This window comes from Microbacterium psychrotolerans (assembly GCF_031085295.1).
Classification (GTDB): Bacteria; Actinomycetota; Actinomycetes; order Actinomycetales; family Microbacteriaceae; genus Microbacterium; species Microbacterium psychrotolerans.
On record NZ_JAVFWO010000001.1, the window covers coordinates 652,867 to 671,017 of the forward strand.

At 71.3% G+C, this 18,151-nt stretch carries 13 protein-coding genes and 1 tRNA gene; 10 read left to right on the forward strand and 4 right to left on the reverse strand.

The window, feature by feature from the left end; all coding sequences use genetic code 11:
• Positions 1–280 precede the first annotated feature (280 nt).
• The 6 genes from nucS (at position 281) to Q9R08_RS02825 (ending at position 8,877) form a co-directional block, all read left to right on the forward strand.
• Positions 281–976: an endonuclease NucS gene (gene nucS / locus Q9R08_RS02800; RefSeq protein ID WP_308866300.1), complete on the forward strand. Its 696-nt coding sequence runs from the start codon at positions 281–283 to the stop codon at positions 974–976.
• 197 nt (positions 977–1,173) lie between these two features.
• Positions 1,174–4,101, forward strand: coding sequence for a glycosyl hydrolase (locus tag Q9R08_RS02805; RefSeq protein WP_308866301.1), 2,928 nt, complete (start codon positions 1,174–1,176; stop codon positions 4,099–4,101).
• Between the two features lie 49 nt (positions 4,102–4,150).
• On the forward strand, positions 4,151–4,648 hold the full coding sequence (locus tag Q9R08_RS02810; RefSeq protein WP_308866302.1) for a MarR family winged helix-turn-helix transcriptional regulator: 498 nt from the start codon (positions 4,151–4,153) through the stop codon (positions 4,646–4,648).
• 52 nt (positions 4,649–4,700) lie between these two features.
• Positions 4,701–5,486, forward strand: coding sequence for an HAD hydrolase-like protein (locus Q9R08_RS02815; protein ID WP_308866303.1), 786 nt, complete (start codon positions 4,701–4,703; stop codon positions 5,484–5,486).
• Positions 5,479–6,747 carry a coiled-coil domain-containing protein gene (locus tag Q9R08_RS02820; protein WP_308866304.1) on the forward strand — a complete coding sequence of 423 codons (1,269 nt, stop codon included), beginning with the start codon at positions 5,479–5,481 and terminating at the stop codon, positions 6,745–6,747. Before Q9R08_RS02815 ends, Q9R08_RS02820 begins: the two co-directional genes overlap by 8 nt.
• A 54-nt stretch (positions 6,748–6,801) precedes the next feature.
• Positions 6,802–8,877, forward strand: a complete 2,076-nt coding sequence (locus Q9R08_RS02825) for a bifunctional lysylphosphatidylglycerol flippase/synthetase MprF (RefSeq protein WP_308866305.1) — start codon at positions 6,802–6,804, stop codon at positions 8,875–8,877.
• 150 nt (positions 8,878–9,027) lie between these two features.
• Here Q9R08_RS02825 and Q9R08_RS02830 read toward each other — a convergent pair whose 3' ends face one another.
• Positions 9,028–9,234, reverse strand: coding sequence for a cold-shock protein (locus Q9R08_RS02830; protein ID WP_137845695.1), 207 nt, complete (start codon positions 9,232–9,234; stop codon positions 9,028–9,030).
• A 361-nt stretch (positions 9,235–9,595) separates the two neighbouring features.
• Between Q9R08_RS02830 and Q9R08_RS02835 the strand changes: the two genes are divergently transcribed.
• The gene (locus Q9R08_RS02835) at positions 9,596–10,228 is read left to right on the forward strand and encodes a GntR family transcriptional regulator (protein ID WP_308866306.1); all 633 of its coding nucleotides are present in this window, start codon (positions 9,596–9,598) and stop codon (positions 10,226–10,228) included.
• Positions 10,229–10,301: 73 nt separating this feature from the next.
• Positions 10,302–10,802 (forward strand): GNAT family N-acetyltransferase, encoded by a 501-nt coding sequence (locus Q9R08_RS02840; protein WP_308866309.1) that lies wholly within the window; start codon positions 10,302–10,304, stop codon positions 10,800–10,802.
• 119 nt (positions 10,803–10,921) lie between these two features.
• On the opposite strand, the gene Q9R08_RS02845 is transcribed toward Q9R08_RS02840, so the two are convergent.
• From Q9R08_RS02845 to Q9R08_RS02855, 3 genes are all read right to left on the reverse strand, one after another.
• Entirely contained in the window at positions 10,922–15,343 is a 4,422-nt protein-coding gene (locus tag Q9R08_RS02845; protein ID WP_308866310.1) for a S8 family serine peptidase, read from the reverse strand.
• Positions 15,344–15,486: 143 nt separating this feature from the next.
• Positions 15,487–16,512 carry a helix-turn-helix transcriptional regulator gene (locus Q9R08_RS02850; protein WP_308866311.1) on the reverse strand — a complete coding sequence of 342 codons (1,026 nt, stop codon included), beginning with the start codon at positions 16,510–16,512 and terminating at the stop codon, positions 15,487–15,489.
• An 89-nt stretch (positions 16,513–16,601) separates the two neighbouring features.
• Positions 16,602–16,685, reverse strand: a tRNA-Leu gene (locus Q9R08_RS02855).
• A gap of 157 nt (positions 16,686–16,842) precedes the next feature.
• Between Q9R08_RS02855 and Q9R08_RS02860 the strand changes: the two genes are divergently transcribed.
• Together Q9R08_RS02860 and Q9R08_RS02865 are read left to right on the forward strand one after the other, a co-directional pair.
• The gene (locus Q9R08_RS02860; RefSeq protein ID WP_308866312.1) at positions 16,843–17,604 is read left to right on the forward strand and encodes an FhaA domain-containing protein; all 762 of its coding nucleotides are present in this window, start codon (positions 16,843–16,845) and stop codon (positions 17,602–17,604) included.
• The gene (locus tag Q9R08_RS02865) at positions 17,601–18,140 is read left to right on the forward strand and encodes an FHA domain-containing protein FhaB/FipA (RefSeq protein ID WP_308866313.1); all 540 of its coding nucleotides are present in this window, start codon (positions 17,601–17,603) and stop codon (positions 18,138–18,140) included. The genes Q9R08_RS02860 and Q9R08_RS02865 overlap by 4 nt, the downstream gene beginning before the upstream one ends.
• The last annotated feature ends 11 nt before the right edge of the window (positions 18,141–18,151 follow it).

Sequence of the window (18,151 nt, forward strand, 5' to 3'; positions counted from 1 at the left end):
TCACGCTAGTCGACGGTTCCTGGAAGGCACCGCCGAGCCTCGCGGCGCGCCCGCGGGCAAGGCTCGTCGGGTCCTCACGGCACCAGCGCCGGATCGACTCATCGAGCCCTCGCGGCGCGCCCGCGGGCAAGGCTCGTCGGGTCCCCCACCGCACCACCGCCGGATCGACTCATCCAGCCTCGCGGCGCGCCCGCGGGCAAGGCTCGCCGGGTCTCCACCGCACCACCGCCGGATCGACTCATCGAGCCCTCGCGGCGTGCCCGCGGGCTAGGCTCGTCGGGTGCGTCTCGTCATCGCCCGCTGCTCCGTGGATTACACGGGACGGCTCAACGCCCACCTGCCGCTCGCGACCCGCCTGCTGGTGCACAAGGGCGACGGCTCGCTGCTGGTGCACTCCGACGGCGGCTCGTACAAGCCGCTCAACTGGATGAGCCCGCCCTGCCGCCTGGACGTCGAGATCCCGGATGCCGAATCCGCCGCCGCCGGAGTGCTCGAGCACTGGCGGGTCACCCACGCGAAGAGCGGCGACGCTCTGCTCGTCCGCATCTACGAAGTGCTGCACGACACCTCCCACGAGCTGGGTCTCGACCCGGGCCTGCAGAAGGACGGCGTCGAGGCCGACCTGCAGCGCCTCCTCGCCGAGCAGGTCGACGTCATCGGCGACGGCCTCACCCTCGTCCGTCGCGAGTACCCGACCGCGATCGGGCCGGTCGATCTGCTCCTGCGCGACCCCGAGGGCGGCACGATCGCCGTCGAGGTCAAGCGCCGCGGTGACATCGACGGCGTCGAGCAGCTCACCCGCTACCTCGAGCTGCTCGGCCGCGACCCGCACCTCGCCCCCGTCACGGGCGTCTTCGCGGCTCAGGAGATCAAGCCGCAGGCGAAGGTGCTCGCTACCGACCGCGGCATCCGCTGCGTCACCCTCGACTACGAGGGCATGAAGGGCATCGAGTCCGGCGCCCCGCGCCTCTTCTGAGTCCCTGCGCCTCGCTCCTGATCGCCGAGAGTTCATCTGACGGCCGAGACAGTGGGTCTCACCCAGGGTCTCGGCGGTCAGATGAACTCTCACGGGCTGGGGTGCCCACGACGGAGCGACGACACCGCTTGTGTGATGTCGCTGCGACGATAGATACTGTCGCTGAGACAGTTTTCTAGCAGGACGGATGCCGCGCGATGACGCTCGACGACTTCCGGCGCGAGATCGCCGACCCCGCCATCGATTTCCGCCCCGAGCTGCGGTGGTGGCTCGCGGAAGGGCTCCACAGCGATGCCACGCTGCGGCGGGAGATCGAAGACGCGCACCGTCTCGGTTTCGGCGGCATGGAGTTCCTCGCGATGGACGAGGGCGCGATCGACCACGCGCGCTACGGCTGGGGCTCGGAGGAGTGGGTGCACGACTCGCAGATCGTGGTCGAGGAGACCACGCGCCGCGGCATGTCGGTGAGCTTCACGTCGGGCACCAACTGGTCGAACGCGAACCTCCCGACCATCGATCCCGACCAGCGTGCCGCTGCGCAGGAGCTCGACGTCGTGCACGAGACGCTCGCTGCCGGCCGCTCGCGCACCGGCGCACTGCCGCGCATCGACCTCGAGGCCCCCATCGCCGAGACGACGCTGCCCGGTCACCGCGGCACCATCACGCAGCAGCACCTCGTCGCCGTGGTGGCGGCGCGCGTCGCCGGCGCCGGGCTGCTGGACGCGGCATCCGTCGTCGATCTCACTGCGCAGGTCGAAGGTGACGCACTCGACTGGACCGCCCCCGGCGAGGGCGAGTGGCGACTGTTCGCGTACTGGATGCACGGCACCGGGCAGACCGCGTCGCCGTCGGCCAGCGTCAACTACACCGTCAACTATCTCGACCGCGACGGCGTGGACGCCGTCATCGCCTACTGGGACGACGTGGTCCTGACGCCGGCGCTGCGCGCCGAGGTCGCCCGCAACCCGCGAGCGCAGATGTACATGGACTCGCTCGAGCTGTCGACCTACGGCGCCGGCGGCATGTTCTGGGGTTTCACGTTGGCCGAGGAGTTCCGCACGCGCCGCGGCTACGACATCGTGCCCTGGCTGCCGTTCCTCACCCGCGACGCGCCGTTCATGGCGGTCTCGACGGTGTACCACCACCAGCCCGCCGACGACGCCGACCGCACCACCGTCGAGAAGGTGCGGTTCGACTACGTCCGCACGCTCACCGACCTCTACATCGAGAACATGCTGCGTCCGTTCGCCGCGTTCCTGCACGAGGTCGGCATGACGCTGCGCGCGGAGATCAGCTACGGCCTGCCCTTCGAGCTGACCCGGCCGGGTCCGGAAGTCGACGGCATCGAGACGGAATCGCTGGAGTTCGGCGCGCAGATCGATGCGTACCGGCTGATGGCCGGCCCCGCGCACCTCTTCGGCAAGCAGTACTCGTCCGAGACCGGCGCCACCACCCGCAACCACATGCTCGACCACCGCTTCTACGACCAGATCATCGCCACGCAGCTCGCCGCCGGCATCACCAAGACGGTGCTGCACGGCTGGGCGAGCCCGGCCGGTGCCGAGGGTGTCACGCAGTGGCCCGGCCATGAGGGCATGTGGCCGATGTTCTCCGAGCGGTTCGACACCCGCCAGCCGGGCTCGGAGTTCTACCCGCTCTGGACCGCCGCGATCGGGCGTCTGCAGTACGCGCTCCGGCGCGGGCGGCCGCGCATCGACGTCGGCATCCTGCGCACCGACCACTTCACCGACAACCTCATCGGCATGGCGCTCATCGGCCCGAACGGCGAGCGCATCCCCGACGAGGTGGCCTACGGCACGATGTGGATGCGCGACCGCGAGAACCACTGGTGGCAGGACCTCGGCATGCAGGACGCCGGCATCACGTACGAGTTCTTCGACGGCTCCCTCCTGCTCCGCGACGACGTCTCGTTCGACGGCGACGAGGTCCAGCCCGACGGGCCGGGGTACCGGGCGCTCGTCGTCTACCAGAGCACTCTCGACGCCGACGTCGCCGCGCACCTGCTCGCCTGGACCGAGCGCGGCCTCCGCCTCGTGATCGTCGACGGCGCGCGGGAGCTCGACTCGCTCATGGCCCGACGCTTCCGCACGCACGAGGCCGCGGCATCCGCCACTCCCGGTCTCGACGGCCGCGACGACGAGCTCGCCGCCATCATGACCCGACTGCGACGGATGCCGAGGGTCCGCGTCACCGGGCCGTCCGGTGTCGTCGCGGCCCTCGACGACCTGAGGGCCGGCGGGCGGGCGCGCTTCGACGGCGACGACCGGAACGTGCTCACCCACCTGCGCCAGAACGACGGTCTCACCGTCCTCTACGCGTACCACTTCCTCTACGAGACGACCGAGCCGACGACCGTGCGCGTGCGCCTGGCAGGCACCGGCGTCGCGCACCGGCTCGACGTCTGGACGGGCGAGCTCCGCCCGCATCGGGGCGCGCGGCGCAACGGCGAGCACACGCTCGTCGAGCTCACGCTCGCGCCGGGCGAAGTGGCCGTGGTGGTCCTCGACACGACGACGGATGCCGCGGACACGGCCGCTCCGGCCGTGACCGAGGTGGCCCGCGCCGACCGGTGGCGGCTCGTCGTCGAGAGCCGGGACGCGGGCGAGCCCGAGGTGCTGACGGAGGACCGCGGCCTCGGCTATGTCACCCGCGAGGTGCGCCCGACGACCGCCGTCACCCGCCTCGACGCGGGTGAGACGGAGCTGGCGCCGTGGTCCCGGATCCCGGCCGTCGGCCCGGAGGTGTCCGGCGTGGGCGAGTACACGACGACGATCTCGGTCCCCGAGGCGCGGCCCGGCGTGCGTCACCTGCTCGACCTGGGGTCGACCTGCGGCGGACTGGGCTCGGTGCGCGTGGGCGACGGGCCGGCCCGTGGGTTCGACACCGCGCACCCGGTCGTCGACGTGAGCGGCGACATCCGTCCCGGCGACAACCTCATCACCGTGCGGGTCTCGAGCTCGCTCAACAACCGGCTCCGCGCCCGCGGCTACTATGAGCGCGTCCCCGACATCGGCGCGCAGCTCACCGGGGAAGAGCGCACGCAGCAGGCGATCGTGCGCGAGTACGGACTCGTCGGGCCGGTGCGGCTGCTGCGAGAGGACTGACACCGCGAGCGCCGTCGCGACGGCACGGCACCGAGAGGAACGAGCAACGATGGCCCGAGGTGACGTCGACCCCGACGCCTCCGCCGACCTGAGTCCCGTCATCGGCGCCGATCCGCTCGACCTGCGCCTGTCGCTGGCGTCGATCGTGCACTGGGCGGACAGCACCGGCGTCCGGCGGGACGTCATGGCGAGGGTCGCGTTCCCGATCGACGACATGGGCATGTTCCTCGTCGTGAACCAGCTCTCGTACAACGGGGCGATGAGACCCGTCGACCTGTCGCTCGCGCTCGGCATGACGCCGACCAACATGAGCAAGATCGTCGGGCGGCTCGTGCAGGCGGGCCTCACGGTGCGGGTCGCCGCGCCCGACGACGACCGCGGCGTGCTGGTCGCCCTGACCGACGAAGGGCGCCGCATCGGCGAGCGGATCATGTCCACCGCCGAGACGAACATGCAGGCGCTGCTCGCCGACTGGTCGCCGGCCGAGATCGACGAACTCCGGCGGATGATGGCGCGCCTCGCTCGGGTGCACCGGCGCGATCGCTGAGACGTCGGGGCCGGCTTCGGAGCGGGGGCCGCCTCCGCTTAGGCTTGGTCCCATGCCGAGCCGATCGCCGTGGACCTGTGTGCTGTGGGACGTTGACGGAACGATCGTCGACGCGTCCGACGGCATCCTCCGCCGCCTCACGATCGCCCTCGAGCACTTCGGCAAGCGTCCGCCCACCCGCGCGGAGCTCGTGCACTGGATCGGTCCGCCGATGTACGACTCGTTCCAGGTGAACGTCGGCATGACCCCGGAGCAGGCGTCCGAGGCCGTCGCCTTCTACCGCGGCCTCAACAAGATCGACGGCTACGCGACGGGAGCCAAGCTGTTCCCCGGCGTGGGCGAGCTGATCAAGGATGTCGCGGCCGCCGGCATCCCGCAGGCCACGGCCAGCTCGAAGCCCGAGGTGCAGGTCGTCGCCCTGATGGACCACTTCGACCTGTCGACCTCGCTGACCGCCATCGTCGGCGCCACGGCGGACGAGCGGACCCTGAGCGCGAAGTCCGACATCGTCGCCGAGGCGCTGCGGCGACTCGCCGCGGCCGGCGTCGACACGAGCCGCCCGGTGCTCGTCGGCGATCGCCATCACGACGTCGAAGGCGGTGCCGCCCAGGGCGTGCCGGTGATCTTCGTGCGCTGGGGGTTCAGCTGGCCCCACGAGGCGGAGGGCGCCCAGGCCGTCGTCGAAGACGTCGACCAGCTCCGCGAGCTGCTGCTGGTGGCGGGCGAGCCGACGGGTGCGGACGCCGGCGTGGCGGAGGAGCACGCACGCGCGGAGAGCGCCGAGACCGCCGGGCGTGCGGCGGGTGCGAGCGAACCCGTCGGAGTCGCGGATGCCTGAGCTCGCCGCCGCGATCCTGGGGTGGCTGGTGCCGGCCCTGGTCGTGTTCGGCGTGACGGCGATCGCCGTCGCCGTGATCGTCTGGGGCGTGCGGCAGGCGCGCCGCTCACCCCGTGCCCGCGCTGCGGCGGAGCACGCCCGGGCGAAAGCCGGTGCGACGCTGGTTCGGCTCGACGACGAGGTCGGCGACCTCGAGCTCGAGGTCGGGCTTTCGGGTGCGCTCTACGGCGGCGAGGCGCCGGCATCGCTGCGGCGAGCGCGCCTGACCGCGCAGCACGCCCGCGACGACGCCTTCGAGGAGTACCGCGCGATCAGCGACGGCACTGTGTCGCCCGCTGAGGTCCGCCGGGGCTCGGCGCGCATCGACCGGCACGCCGGCGAAGCCCTCGCCCTCGTGGCGGCAGCCCGCCGCGAGCACGGCGCGTGGGTCACCGCGAACGTGTCGGCCGCCGGTCAGATCGACGCCGCACGCCGCCGTCTCGCCGAGCAGCGGGCATCGATGGGCGATCCGGCGGCACTCGTCGCGGAGCTGTCCTCGCGATTCGCCGAGGACGAGTGGCGCGACGCCTCCCAGTCCGCGCACGCGGCGCTGTCGCAGCTCGCGGTCGCGCAGCGCCACCTGGACGCCGCCGCCGCACGCGCCGACGATCCCTCGCTCACCGCGCTGCCCGACCTCGCCGCCGCCGAACGCGCGCTCCGCCAGGCCGAGGCCGACGCGCGCAACCTCGAAGAGACACACCGCCTCGTGCTGCAGGCCGCGCAGGCGGTTCCCGCCGAGATCTCGGCTGCTCGCACCGCCCTCCGGCAGGCCTCGGTCACCCGCGAGCACCTCGACGCGCCCGATGCCGAGCGACTCGGCGCGGAGCTGCACGCCGTCGAGCAGGAGCTGAACCGCATCGAGACGGATGCCGCGCGCCGCCCCACCCGCACGGTCGACGCCATCGCGCGCCTGCGCGGACGCCTCGACCTCGCGCTCGGCGATGCACGCACGGCGCAGCAGCGGCTGCGGGGCGCCCGCACGGCCCTCGCCGGAACCGTCGCCGCCGCGCGCGGCGCCCTGGCCCAGGCCGAAGCGTCCGTCTCGCGGTCGCGCGCCGGCGCCGACGCGAGATCGCGACTGCTGTCGGCCCAGCAGGAGCTCGCGCGCGCCCGCCAGGCCGAGGACCCGGTCACCGCACTCTACGCCGCCCGCCGCGCCCTGCGCGACGCCGAGGACGCCAAGGCCCTCGCCGACTACGCACGCCTGTCCTCCGCCCGCTGAGTTCCGGGGCACACCTCCCCCCGGCGCGGCGGCCGCCGCCGCTATCGTGATCGCATGAGCGACGGGGCGACTCAGAGACCGAACCGCGTGCTCGCCGTCGTGCGGCGCATGCCGGGGACGCTGACCATGATCGCGCTGATCCTCGTGGTCGGCGTCTTGTGGCAGGGTCTGTGGCGCCCGTTCGAGGAGTCCGACCTCTACGGCGTGGTCGCCTACGGACTGCCCGCCTTCGAGGCGGGACGCTGGTGGACGCCCCTCACCGGCACCTTCTTCGTCAACCAGCCGTGGGTGTACGTCTTCACGATCACCGGGTTCGTCGGCATGGCGTACCTCGAGTTCCGGCGGGGCACCCGGATCGCCTTGGCGTACTACTGGGTCGGCCAGCTGTTCGCGATCTTCGCGACGGCGCTGCTGCTGTGGGGCTTCTCGCAGCTGCCGTGGGCATGGGCCCAGACGCAGGCGGCGGCGCTCGACGTGGGGGCCTCGGGCGGAACGATGGCGTGCATCGCCGCGGCGGTCGGCCTGTTCCGCAGCCCGTGGCGCGTGCGGGCGTGGTTGGTCCTGCTCGGCTTCGTGTTCGTCGCGATGCTGTTCTGGGGCTCGCTCGCCGATCTCGAGCACCTGCTCGCCGTGCTGCTGGTGCTGTTCGTCGACCGCTCGCTGCGCATCCAGCGCACGACGATCCGCGAGCAGCGGCTCATCGCATTCATCGCGGTGCTCGTGCTCGGCGCGATCCAGATCGTCACGATCCTGGTCCCGACCGACGGCCCGTTCGGCCCGACCCGGCCGGCTTCGGGCGGCTTCATCGACTTCGCCATCGACACCGTCGTCATCCTCATCGTGGCCAACGGGCTGCGGCGCGGTCGACGGTGGACCTGGGTCGTGGCCGTCGTCCTCGCCGTGATCAACGTGCTGTTCGCACTGCTCATCGCCGGGCTCATCGTCCTCGCGAGCGAGGCGAGGGTCGAGGCCACCATCGACGGCGAGACCGAGCTGGCGCTGGCGAGCGGCGCGATGTGGCTGCTGATGCTCGTGTACCTGATCTGGGTGCGACGCGCGTTCCGCGCCCGCCGGTCGTCGCGGATCGGCCGGCAGCCCGCGCCGACGGTCGAGGACGTGAAGCGGATGCTGCACGCCGACGGCGGCGGCACGCTCTCGTGGATGACCACGTGGGAGGGCAACAGCTACGCGCGCACCGCCGACGGCATCGTCGCCTACCAGCGGCGGGCCGGCGTGGCGCTCGCCCTCGCCGACCCGCTCGGTCCCGCGGCGTCGCGCGCGGCATCCGTCCGGGAGTTCATCGGGGATGCCGAGCGCGCAGGACTCGTGCCATGCTTCTTCAGCGCCGACGAGGCGACGCGCGCGGCCGTGCCGTCGTCATGGCGGAGCATCGTGGTCGCCGACGACACGATCGTCGACCTGCCGGGCCTCGAGTTCACCGGCAAGCGGTGGAACTCCGTGCGCTCGTCGCTCAACCGGGCCGGGCGCGAGGAGATGACGTTCCGCATGACGCGCCTCAAGGACGAGTCGTGGGGCGTGCAGCAGCAGCTGCGGGCGATCTCGGAGATGTGGGTCGGCGACAAGGGGCTGCCCGAGATGGGATTCACGCTCGGCACGCTCGTCGAGGCCGAGGATCCGGAGGTGCGCCTCGCCTTGGCGATCGCACCGAACGGCGACGTAGACGGCTTCCTCTCGTGGCTGCCGGTCCACGGCGCCGGCGGTACCGTGCGCGGCTGGACGCTCGACCTGATGCGCCGCCGCGAGGGCGGCTTCGGTCCCGTGATGGAGTACCTCATCGGCTCGTCGGCGCGGCTGTTCTCCGAGGAGGGCGCCGAGATCATGTCGCTGTCGGGCGCCCCGCTCGCGCACGACTATCCGGCGGATGCCGGCATGATCGCTGCGCTGAGCGAGCGGCTCGCCGACGCGCTCGAGCCCGTCTACGGCTTCCAGTCGCTGCACCGGTTCAAGCAGAAGTTCCACCCACGGTACGAGACGATGTACCTGCTCTTCCGCGACGAGAGCGACCTCACGCGGATCGGCGGCGCACTCACGCGGGCGTTCCTGCCCGACGCGACACTGCGTCAGTTCGCCGGGGCGGGCATCGAGCTCGTCCGCGGCGAGCGCGACTGAGGCGACGCGGCAGGCGGCGGAGGCTGCGGCGGCGCACCGCCTGCGATCGGCCGGCCGGGCCGATCCCGCCAGGCGCGACGAAGCCGCGGCATCCGCTTCAGTGAGGCGGAGTACCGCGGCCTCGATCGCGTGAAGCGATCGGTCCGCCGATCAGATCGGGCGGATGTTCTCAGCCTGGAGACCCTTGGGTCCCTGCGCGATCTCGAACTCGACGCGCTGGTTCTCTTCGAGGGAGCGGTACCCGCTCGACTCGATGGCGCTGTAGTGCGCGAAGACGTCTGCGCCGCCTTCATCGGGAGCGATGAAGCCGAAGCCCTTCTCCGAGTTGAACCACTTGACGGTGCCCTGCGTGCTCATTACTTGCCGTTCTTCGTTGATCCCCCCGCAATTGCGGCGGTTGACTCCAACGTAGTGAAGAGGCAGGCGCGCGGCGAGACCCAATTCGGATGGTGACACAAATGTTGCACACCGCCGCGACAGGCACGCGGGCCCATCGTACGCCCGGGCTGAGCAAGGCTCGAAAGCCCGGGCGTCGACGGATCCCCCCGGATAGGCCACGTCGGAGACGTGGACAGAGACATCGTACCGATATATCAGCGCGAGAGCGAGGGCCGGGCTCCACGAGATGAAGGGCTTCCCGGGCCCGCCTCGGGGCCGGAAATCCGGCCGGATCCGGGGTGTATGCGCGTGAATCGTCCGGCGTACACTGGTGCCACTCATGACAGCCCCCTTCGTCCCTCTCGAGCCGAGCCGCGCCGTGCTCGGAGACGAGGTCTACGAGCGCCTGGGCGAAGCGATCCTCGACGGCCGCCTCGCGCCGGGGGAGCGCCTGCGCGACCATGAGCTCGCCGAATGGCTCGGCGTCTCCCGCACGCCGGTGCGCGAAGCGCTGCAGCGACTCGAGCGGGTGGGGCTGGTCGAGGTCTCGCCGCACCGCTACACGCGCGTGTCGCAGCCGCGGCGGCAGAGCGACACCATCGAACTCGTCGCCTACAACATGGGCGTCGCCGTGCGGATGACCTCGGCACGGGCCGACGTGGAGGCGATGGATCTCGCGCTCGAGCGGCTGGACGACGTCATCGCCGCATCGCGGGCCGACGATGCCGACGCGCTCGCGGCGGCGAGCCACGCCTTCTTCACGGTCGTCACCCGTGCCAGCGGCAACGCCGCCCTGCTGCAGTTCATCCGCGAGTACGAGATCGCCATCCGGCGCGACATGGTCGGCTGGCAGCCGGTGATCGCGTGCCCGCTCGGCCGCACCGCCGCGTACGAGAACTTCCGCGAGGCCTTTCAGGCGCGGGAAGGCGATCGCGCCGAGACGCTGCTGCGCAGCATCCACGGTCTCTCCTGAACCCCGCCCGGTCGCCGTCGCGTCGCCGGTTCCGACCTTCTCAGCGTCGGATGCCGTGACTAGCGTGGATCGGGTGAACCACATCGAGCTGCGCGCGCTGGATGACGACGACCTCGACGCGATCTTCGAGATGATGCGCGACCGCGAGTCCATCGCCATGGCCGCCTTCACGGCTGAGGATCCCGACGACCGCGCCGCATTCGACGCGTGGATCGCCCGCCAGCGCGCTGACGAGGACGTCCTCTCGTTCGTGGTCACGGAGAACGGCGGCTTCGCCGGCACCGCTGCGTCGTTCACCATCGACGGCGACCGCGAGGTCACCTACTGGATCGCCCGCCACGCCTGGGGCCGGGGCGTCGCCACGGCCGCCCTGCGTCTGCTGATCTCGCGGGAGCCGATCCGCCCGCTGTTCGCACGCGCCGCCGCGCACAACGCCGGCTCGATAGCGGTGCTGACCAAGGTCGGGTTCACCGAGGTCTCGCGCAACATCGACTTCGCCCCCGGTCTCGGCCGCGACACCGAGGAGATCGTGTTCACCCTCGTGCCTTCGCTCGATGGACTCGGCGGAGGCTGAGACGCGGCGGACGACCGCACGGATCCTCGCCGGGCGTGGCGTCGCGCGCCGGCCATGGGGCGCCCGTGGGGTGATGCGGCGCGCGCCACACCACCCCACCACGACGCTCGTTCCCGCTCCTAGGCGCGACCTCGGCGGCGCGACCGCACGAGCACTGCGCCGACGGCCAGCGCGATCGCTGCCACGATGCCGAGCACAGTGGCGGCACCGCCGCCGGTCGCAGCCAGATCGTGCGCGCCGCTGCCGCCGGCCGGCTGGCCGTCGGAGCCGCCGGGGGCACCGGAGCCGGGATCGCCGGAGCCGGGGTCACCGGACCCGGGACCACCGGGGCCAGGGGTCCCCGGGTCGACGACCGGCTGCAGATCGGCGAGCTGGACGGCGGTGGCGTAGACCACCCGATGCGCCGAGAGGTGGATGTCGGGAGTGAGCACCTCGTACTTGGCGCGCACCCAGAACGCCTCGCCCTCCGCCGCGGCGATCGTCCTGGTCGCGACCGGCCCCGGTTCCGTCACCCGGTCGTGAGGGACCTGCTCCGTGTAGAAGCGGTCGCCGTAGATGTCGGACCCGTAGCCCGCCGAGAGGTCGAAGCCGCCGCTGTAGGCCGGATACCGGTTGTTCACGGTGAGCGTGACCCCCTCGGCGGCTCGGCTCGATCCGTCGAGGGAGGGGTCCGACGCCACGACCCAGAAGTCGTGCGAGACCTCGGTCTGGGCCGCGCACCGCTCGGAGCCGGTGTTCGCGTACGTGCCCGCGACCTCGCCGTCGACGATCACGTCGATACCGGTGATGCCGGTCAGGTCGAATGTCGCGGTCACCACCGGCTTGTCGATCCACACCGAGCCGAATACGAGCGGGCCGGCGCACGTCTTCGACCTGATGGTCGCCTGCGTGACAGCACCGACGGAGTTGTCGTAGAAGAGGTCGACAGCGTTCTCATCGTCCGCGTTGCGGGTGAGCGCGAGAGCGCTCGGCGCCGTCTCCTCCACGGCGAACACCCGTTCCCTCTGCTGCATCGGGCCCTCCTCGCCCTCAGCCCACGCCCGAACCACATAGTCGCCGGGCGCGAGTCGCACCGCGGTGGTGCGCGCCGAGTCCACCTCGAACATCGGATCGCTGTACACGTCGAGATCCTCGCGCAGCATCTCGGTGCCGCCGGCGCTGGTCACCGTCGTGTGCACGACGCCCTCGCCTCCGAACATCACCTCCGCCGACACCGATGCGCCACCGTCGGCGAGGTATTCGACGTTCTCGAACACATCGTGCACGAGCAGCCGTGTGGCGACGAGCCCGCCCGTGAGCTGGAGATCCCCCACTGTGATCGTCACTTCGTGTGCGCCGTCGGCCGCGTCATCCGGAAGGGTCAGCCGGCGCGCCGCCGTCCCGTCGTCCCCGGTGATTCCGGTGGTGGCGACGGTGCCGTCGAGCGCGATCTCGTAGTCGGTGCGGGCGGGAAGGCCGACGCCCGCCACGGTGAACGTGCGTCCCGGCCGGACGTAATCCGGAGAGACCTCTATTGCGGGCTCATCCGAAGACGCCGGTGGTTCGCCGGGCGTCGTCACGTACAGGTCGGTCGTGGCGCCCGTCGCACCGAAGGCGACGCGTCCGAAGTAACGAGAACCGGGTGTCAGACCGGACCAGGAGATCGTGGCCGGGGATGTCTCACCCATGTGCATGGTCAGCACGGCCGGGTCGGCGCGCAGCGCCCCGGCATCGGGGTCGCCGCCCAGCAGATAGGTGGTCAGCTCGTAGTCCAGGTCGCCCTCACCGGAGAAGAAGGAGACATCGAGCACGTATTCACCGCTCGCCAGGTCGGCGCGGACGATGGTCTCGTCCGCTCCAGGCGACGTCGCCTGGTCGAGGTACAGCAGACCGCCGAAATCGTCGACCTGGTACAGCGCGAGGTCGAGATCGCTCTGCGGATCGGCGCCCACGAGCTCGAACCGCGCGGAGGTGGTTCCCTCGGGGACTTCGATGACGTGACGGGCCGGAGCGGCCCCGGTGGCGCCCGAACCTCGCGCGGTCCGGCCGGCGACGAGGCCGGAGACGGCGAGAGGCACGTCCATCGTCTCGCCCGCCGCGACCGGCAGTTCGAGGGACCCGTCGAGGCCCTCTCCGGTCGCCGTCCTGGGGACGGCGATGATGCTGGGCCGCACGGCCAGGGGCACCACCGCGGTGTCACCCTCCTGTCCCGCCCACCGGAGCGTGCCCGTGGTGAACACGTCGAGCGGCGCGCTCACACGACGGAAGGTGATCGTGAACGACTTCTCCTCGCCGGCGGATGCGAACTCGAGGACGGTCGGACTCACGGTCACATCGACTCCCGGCACGGTCACGTCCGTCGCGGTGTACGAGCCGGGGCGCGTCGCGGTCACCGTCCGTGTGATCGTCTGCACGCCGGCGAGGCTTCCGACCGCCACCGATGCGAGGTTGAGGTCGGAGGGGTCGATCGCCTGCACTCCGAGGTCCGCCGCGCCGATTCCCTGGATGTAGCCGTTCCAGTCATCGATCCCGTTGAGGAACAGCAGTCCGGGGTCGAGGAAGCGTGCCGGCGCGACCTGACCCGAGCCCTCGCCGAAGGGATCGGTGAACTCGGACCCGTCGCGCTCGAGCGTGTGGGATGCCGTCGTCATGAGCGCGGACTTGATCTCGGAAGGCGCGGCATGGGGATGGGCGCCCAGATACAGTGCGGCGAGTCCGGCGACGTGGGGTGAGGCCATCGAGGTGCCCGACAGGAGCTCGAAGGTCGGTTCCTCACCCTCGGCATTGCGGCCGTCCGCGAGGATCGCCACACCCGGCGCCGTGATGTCCGGTTTCAGGATGTCGCCGCCGTCGGCCAGCACGGGGCCGCGCGACGAGAAGCCGGCGAGCTGGGGGGTCACGGGGGAAGGCATGCCGCTCGTGTTGCCGTCCTCGAACGCGGCCGTGCCGCCGGGGGTCGCCGCATAGGCCTTCAGCGCTTCGAACGCGTCAGCGTCGACGTGGATGGTCGGGACGGCGTGGACGTCGAGGTCGATCGAGTTCGCGGTCGGGTTGACCAGCACCATCGCGATTCCGCCGGCGCGGGCGACTTCGGCCGACTTGGCGGTCCGGTCCACGACGCCGCGCTCGCACAGGACGATCGCCCCCGCGGCTTCGGCCGGGTCGAGCGTCTCGGGGCCGCAGAGCTGCGGGTCCGCCGCTCCCGCGGCAGCGACACTGCTGGCTGTCACGAAGGGGCCGCTCACTCCGGCGGTGTCGGCGATGGTGCCACCGGCGTAGGCGCTGCCGTCGCCCGTGCGGACGGTCGCCTCGTAGCTCGGAATGGTGCTGGCGGCCACCGTCGTGATCCACGGTGCCGCATTGTCGACGGTCGACTCGGTGGGGCCGTCGTTGCCGGCGGAGGCGGCGACGAAGATGCCCGCGGCGGCGGCACCGAGGAACGCCTGATCGGTCAGCGCGACGGTGCTGACGGCGCCGCCGCCGCCGATGGAGTAGTTGATGACGTCTACCCCGTCGGCGACCGCGGCATCGATGGCGGCGAGCAGGTCGCCCGTCATGCAGCCGTCGTCGAAGGCGGTCGGGCCGGTCCAGCAGGCCTTGTACACCGCGACCTTCGCCGCCGGCGCCACGCCCGAGATCGAGCCGAGGTCCCTGCCGGCGACATGCGCGGCGACACCGGCGTTGCCCGCAGCGGTGCTCGCCGTGTGCGAGCCGTGTCCGTTGCCATCGCGAGGCGACACGACCTCGCCACGGTCCGATCCGATGTAGTCCGCACCGTAGTTGTCCACGAAGTACCGAGCTCCGATCAGCTTGGTCGTGCAGTCGTCGCCCTCGAACGCGTCGCCCGTCTGACACGTGCCGCGGAACTGGTTGCCATCGCCCTTCTCGAACACGATGGTGTCGCCGTCCCGGTAGGGGGCTGCGCCGGGGTCGGCGTCGAGCGCGTCGCCGGCGAACGACGGATTCTCCGGCGCGACACCGGAGTCGATGATCCCGACCACCACACCCTCACCTGCAGCGTCGATCCCGCCGAGAGTGGCCCACACGCCGTCCTCGCCGCTGAGTCCGATGAAGTCGGTGGAGGGAGCTGCCGTCTGCAGATGGAGGAGCTCGTCCTTGACCACCGCGGCGACGCGCGGATCGGCGGCGAGGTCGGCGGCCTGCTGAGCGGTCAGCGCACTGGTGAATCCGTTCGTGGCGAGCGTGTACGAACTGACGATGTCCGCGCCCGCATCCGCAGCGACCGCCTCCTGCTCCGCCGCCAGACGATCGGAGTAGGCCGCGACCGCCTTCGAGCGCACATCCAGCTCGTCACCTTCGCCGGGCTGGGTCCCGCGGTACGAGGGGACACCGCCCCGGTAGGTCGCGACCGACGCATCGCGGAGCGTGACGATGTAGCGACCGTCGTCGTAGGCGGAGGGATCGGGCTGCGCCGCCGCCATCAGCGGGGTCGCCCCCGCAGCACTCACGGTCGGGGTCATGGCGAGCGCGAGCGTGGACAGCAGCGCGACGACTGCGCACAGGGCCGTCGTGCGCAGAGGCGCGCGAGTGGAGTGGGTCACGGTGGTCCTCGAGATGTGCGGCGCGATCCCGGGGTGGATCGAGCTGGTCCTCATTCTGCGAGGTCACGTGCCGTCGGCTCTGGCCGGATATGGCCACCGACCTCAACCGGCCAGCTGTTGAAACGCCGATGTTACATCCGCGGTCAGATCCAGCCGCGCCGGGACGCCTCCACACCGGCCTGGAAACGATTGCTCGCGCCCAGGCCGGCCATGAGCTCCTGGCTGCGCCGCCGCAGCGTGCGCGCCGATATGCCCAGTCGGCGCGCGATGGCGTCGTCCTTCATCCCCACGGCCATGAGCGTCAGTATGGAGAGATCCTCGGACGAGGGGCCGTCGGTCTGCGGCGAGGGATACCGTCTGGTCGTCTCGGGCAGACCGCGCAGGGGCGCGGCCGCAGTGAGCGGAACGGCTCTCGCCCACTCGTACTCGAAGAGGGTGCACAACGCGGCGACCAGGGGCAGCGCATGGGTGACGAGCGCGACCACCTCGCCCGGCTCGAGGCTCAGCGAGACGAGGGCGACCGCGCGGTCGACGACGACCAGCTTGATGGGCAGATCGTCCGTGATGCGCGACTGCTCGCCCTGTTCGGCGAGTGCTCCGACCTCGTCCCAGGTCGCACCCTGGTCGAAGCTCGACACCGTGTAGATCGCGCGCCACTGGACGCCGCGGGCCAGGACCGCGGATTCGAAGGGGTCGAAGGAGGCCGCGACGTACGGTGGGCGGTCGAAGGCGAGGAACTCACGCTCGGCCTGATGCTGGAGGCGGGCGTACCAGCCGGCGACGGCATCCGGATCGGTGACGAACATGCTCTGCGGCACATCCGCGGAAGAGGTGGCGGCCGCATCGAAGTGGTCCGCCAGCGCGGGAATGGCCTCGCGCAGCCGTTGCGTCTGCTCGCTCAGCTGCTCCGCCAGCGCACGGACGGCGAAGCGCGGATCAACGGCCGAGTACTCCGGATCGGCCGATTCCAGCCGGGTCACGAGCCCCGCGGAGCGGAGCTCCTCCAAGCGCGCGAACGTGGTCGGCTCATCCAGGCCGAGCTTCGCCGCCACCTCGCGTGCGCGGATGCGTCCCGCCATGAGAACGGCGAGGTACACGCTCTCGCCCAGAGGATCGACCCCGGGCAGGTCGAGCGGCTTGTCATCCTGGGCGGAGTCCCGGCCAATCATGGTGCGAGCATAATGCGCCCGCCCCTGGCCCTCGGCGGAGGCTGAGACGCCGAAAGCCCCCGGTATGTCCGGGGGCTTTCGATGCGCTGTGCGCGAGGGGGGAGTTGAACCCCCACGCCCTTTCGGGCACTGGCACCTGAAGCCAGCGCGTCTGCCTATTCCGCCACTCGCGCGAGTCGCGGCATCCGGAGATCCCGCGAAACTCAACTTGCCGAGGATATCATGCGTCGCGGCCTGGTTCTAACTCGCCTGATCGCGAGCACGATCCATCGCCGGCACAGACTGTGCAATTAGCATGTAGCAACCGGCACCCCCCTCAAGAGGAGCTCCGTGGGACTACTTGACAGCTTCGAGAAAGGTCTCGAACGCGCGGTGAACAGCGCGTTCGCGAAGACCTTTCGCAGCGGCATCCAGCCTGTCGAGATCGCGTCCGCCCTGCGCAGCGAACTCGACAAGAAGGCCGCCGTGGTCAGTCGCGACCGCATCCTCGCGCCCAACACCTTCACCGTGCGGCTCTCACCGGCCGACGACGACCGCATCTCGGCGCTCGGCGATGCGCTCACGCACGAGCTCGACACCCTCGTGCACGCGCACGCCAAGGCACAGGGCTATTCGTTCGCCGGTCCGGTGACGATCGCGCTGCGACGGGATGACGAGCTGTCCACCGGCACACTCCGGGTGGAGTCGACGACGGCACAGGGCGGCCGCGTCGCCTGGCGCGGCGTCGTGGACGTCGAGGGCCGCCGCATCCCGCTGACGAAGTCGCGCACGGTGATCGGCCGCGGCAGCGACGCCGACATCACGGTCGCCGACTCGGGCACGAGCCGCAAGCACGTCGAGATCCTGTGGGACGGCGAGCGCGCCATGGTCCGCGACCTGGGCTCGACCAACGGCACGCTGCTCGACGGCCGCAAGGTGAGCGAGGCGGCGCTGCCGCCCGACTCGACCGTCCGGATCGGGCGCACCGACATCGTGTTCCGCGTCGTCGCGCAGGCCGCGACGGCGCGGCCTGCGGCACCGGTCGACGACGCCACCCGCGCGTTCGACGCGCGTGCCGCGTACGACCCGCAGGAGCGGGGGCCGCTGGCATGAGCGAGCTGACCCTTCTGCTGCTGCGCATCGGCTTCCTGGTGCTCCTGTGGGCGTTCGTCTTCGCCGTCGTGTACTCGCTGCGCGCCGACCTGTTCGGGGTGAAGGTGCGCCGGATGCCGGATGCCGCGACCGCCGCGGCCGGTCAGGCGGCATCCGTCCCCGCCGCCGCCTCCGCGGTCACCGCGCCGGTCGCGCCGGTGGCGTCCGCCGCGTCCGCCCAGCCGGGCGGACCCGCGACGACGTCCTCCGCATCGCGGATCGTGATCACGAGCGGACCCAAGACCGGGCTGGAGCTCCCGCTCGGCAACGAGCCCCTCACCATCGGGCGCTCGAGCGAGTCGGGGCTCGTGATCCGCGACGACTACACTTCCAGCCACCACGCCCGTCTGGTGCTGTGGGGCGACCAGTGGATGATCCAGGACCTGGATTCCACGAACGGCACCTGGCACGACGGCGCCCGCGTGACTTCTCCCGTACCCGTGAACATCGGCGCGCCCATCAAGGTCGGCGCGACGACGTTCGAGCTGCGGAAGTAGCGGGCGGACCC

Coding starts and splice junctions, on each gene's coding strand:
- Q9R08_RS02830 (WP_137845695.1), bottom strand. CDS start 9,234: ATGAGCACGCAGGGCACCGTCAAGTGGTTCAACTCGGAGAAGGGCTTC.
- Q9R08_RS02810 (WP_308866302.1), top strand. CDS start 4,151: ATGGCCCGAGGTGACGTCGACCCCGACGCCTCCGCCGACCTGAGTCCC.
- Q9R08_RS02825 (WP_308866305.1), top strand. CDS start 6,802: ATGAGCGACGGGGCGACTCAGAGACCGAACCGCGTGCTCGCCGTCGTG.
- Q9R08_RS02865 (WP_308866313.1), top strand. CDS start 17,601: ATGAGCGAGCTGACCCTTCTGCTGCTGCGCATCGGCTTCCTGGTGCTC.
- Q9R08_RS02815 (WP_308866303.1), top strand. CDS start 4,701: ATGCCGAGCCGATCGCCGTGGACCTGTGTGCTGTGGGACGTTGACGGA.
- Q9R08_RS02820 (WP_308866304.1), top strand. CDS start 5,479: ATGCCTGAGCTCGCCGCCGCGATCCTGGGGTGGCTGGTGCCGGCCCTG.
- Q9R08_RS02835 (WP_308866306.1), top strand. CDS start 9,596: ATGACAGCCCCCTTCGTCCCTCTCGAGCCGAGCCGCGCCGTGCTCGGA.
- Q9R08_RS02805 (WP_308866301.1), top strand. CDS start 1,174: ATGACGCTCGACGACTTCCGGCGCGAGATCGCCGACCCCGCCATCGAT.
- Q9R08_RS02850 (WP_308866311.1), bottom strand. CDS start 16,512: ATGATTGGCCGGGACTCCGCCCAGGATGACAAGCCGCTCGACCTGCCC.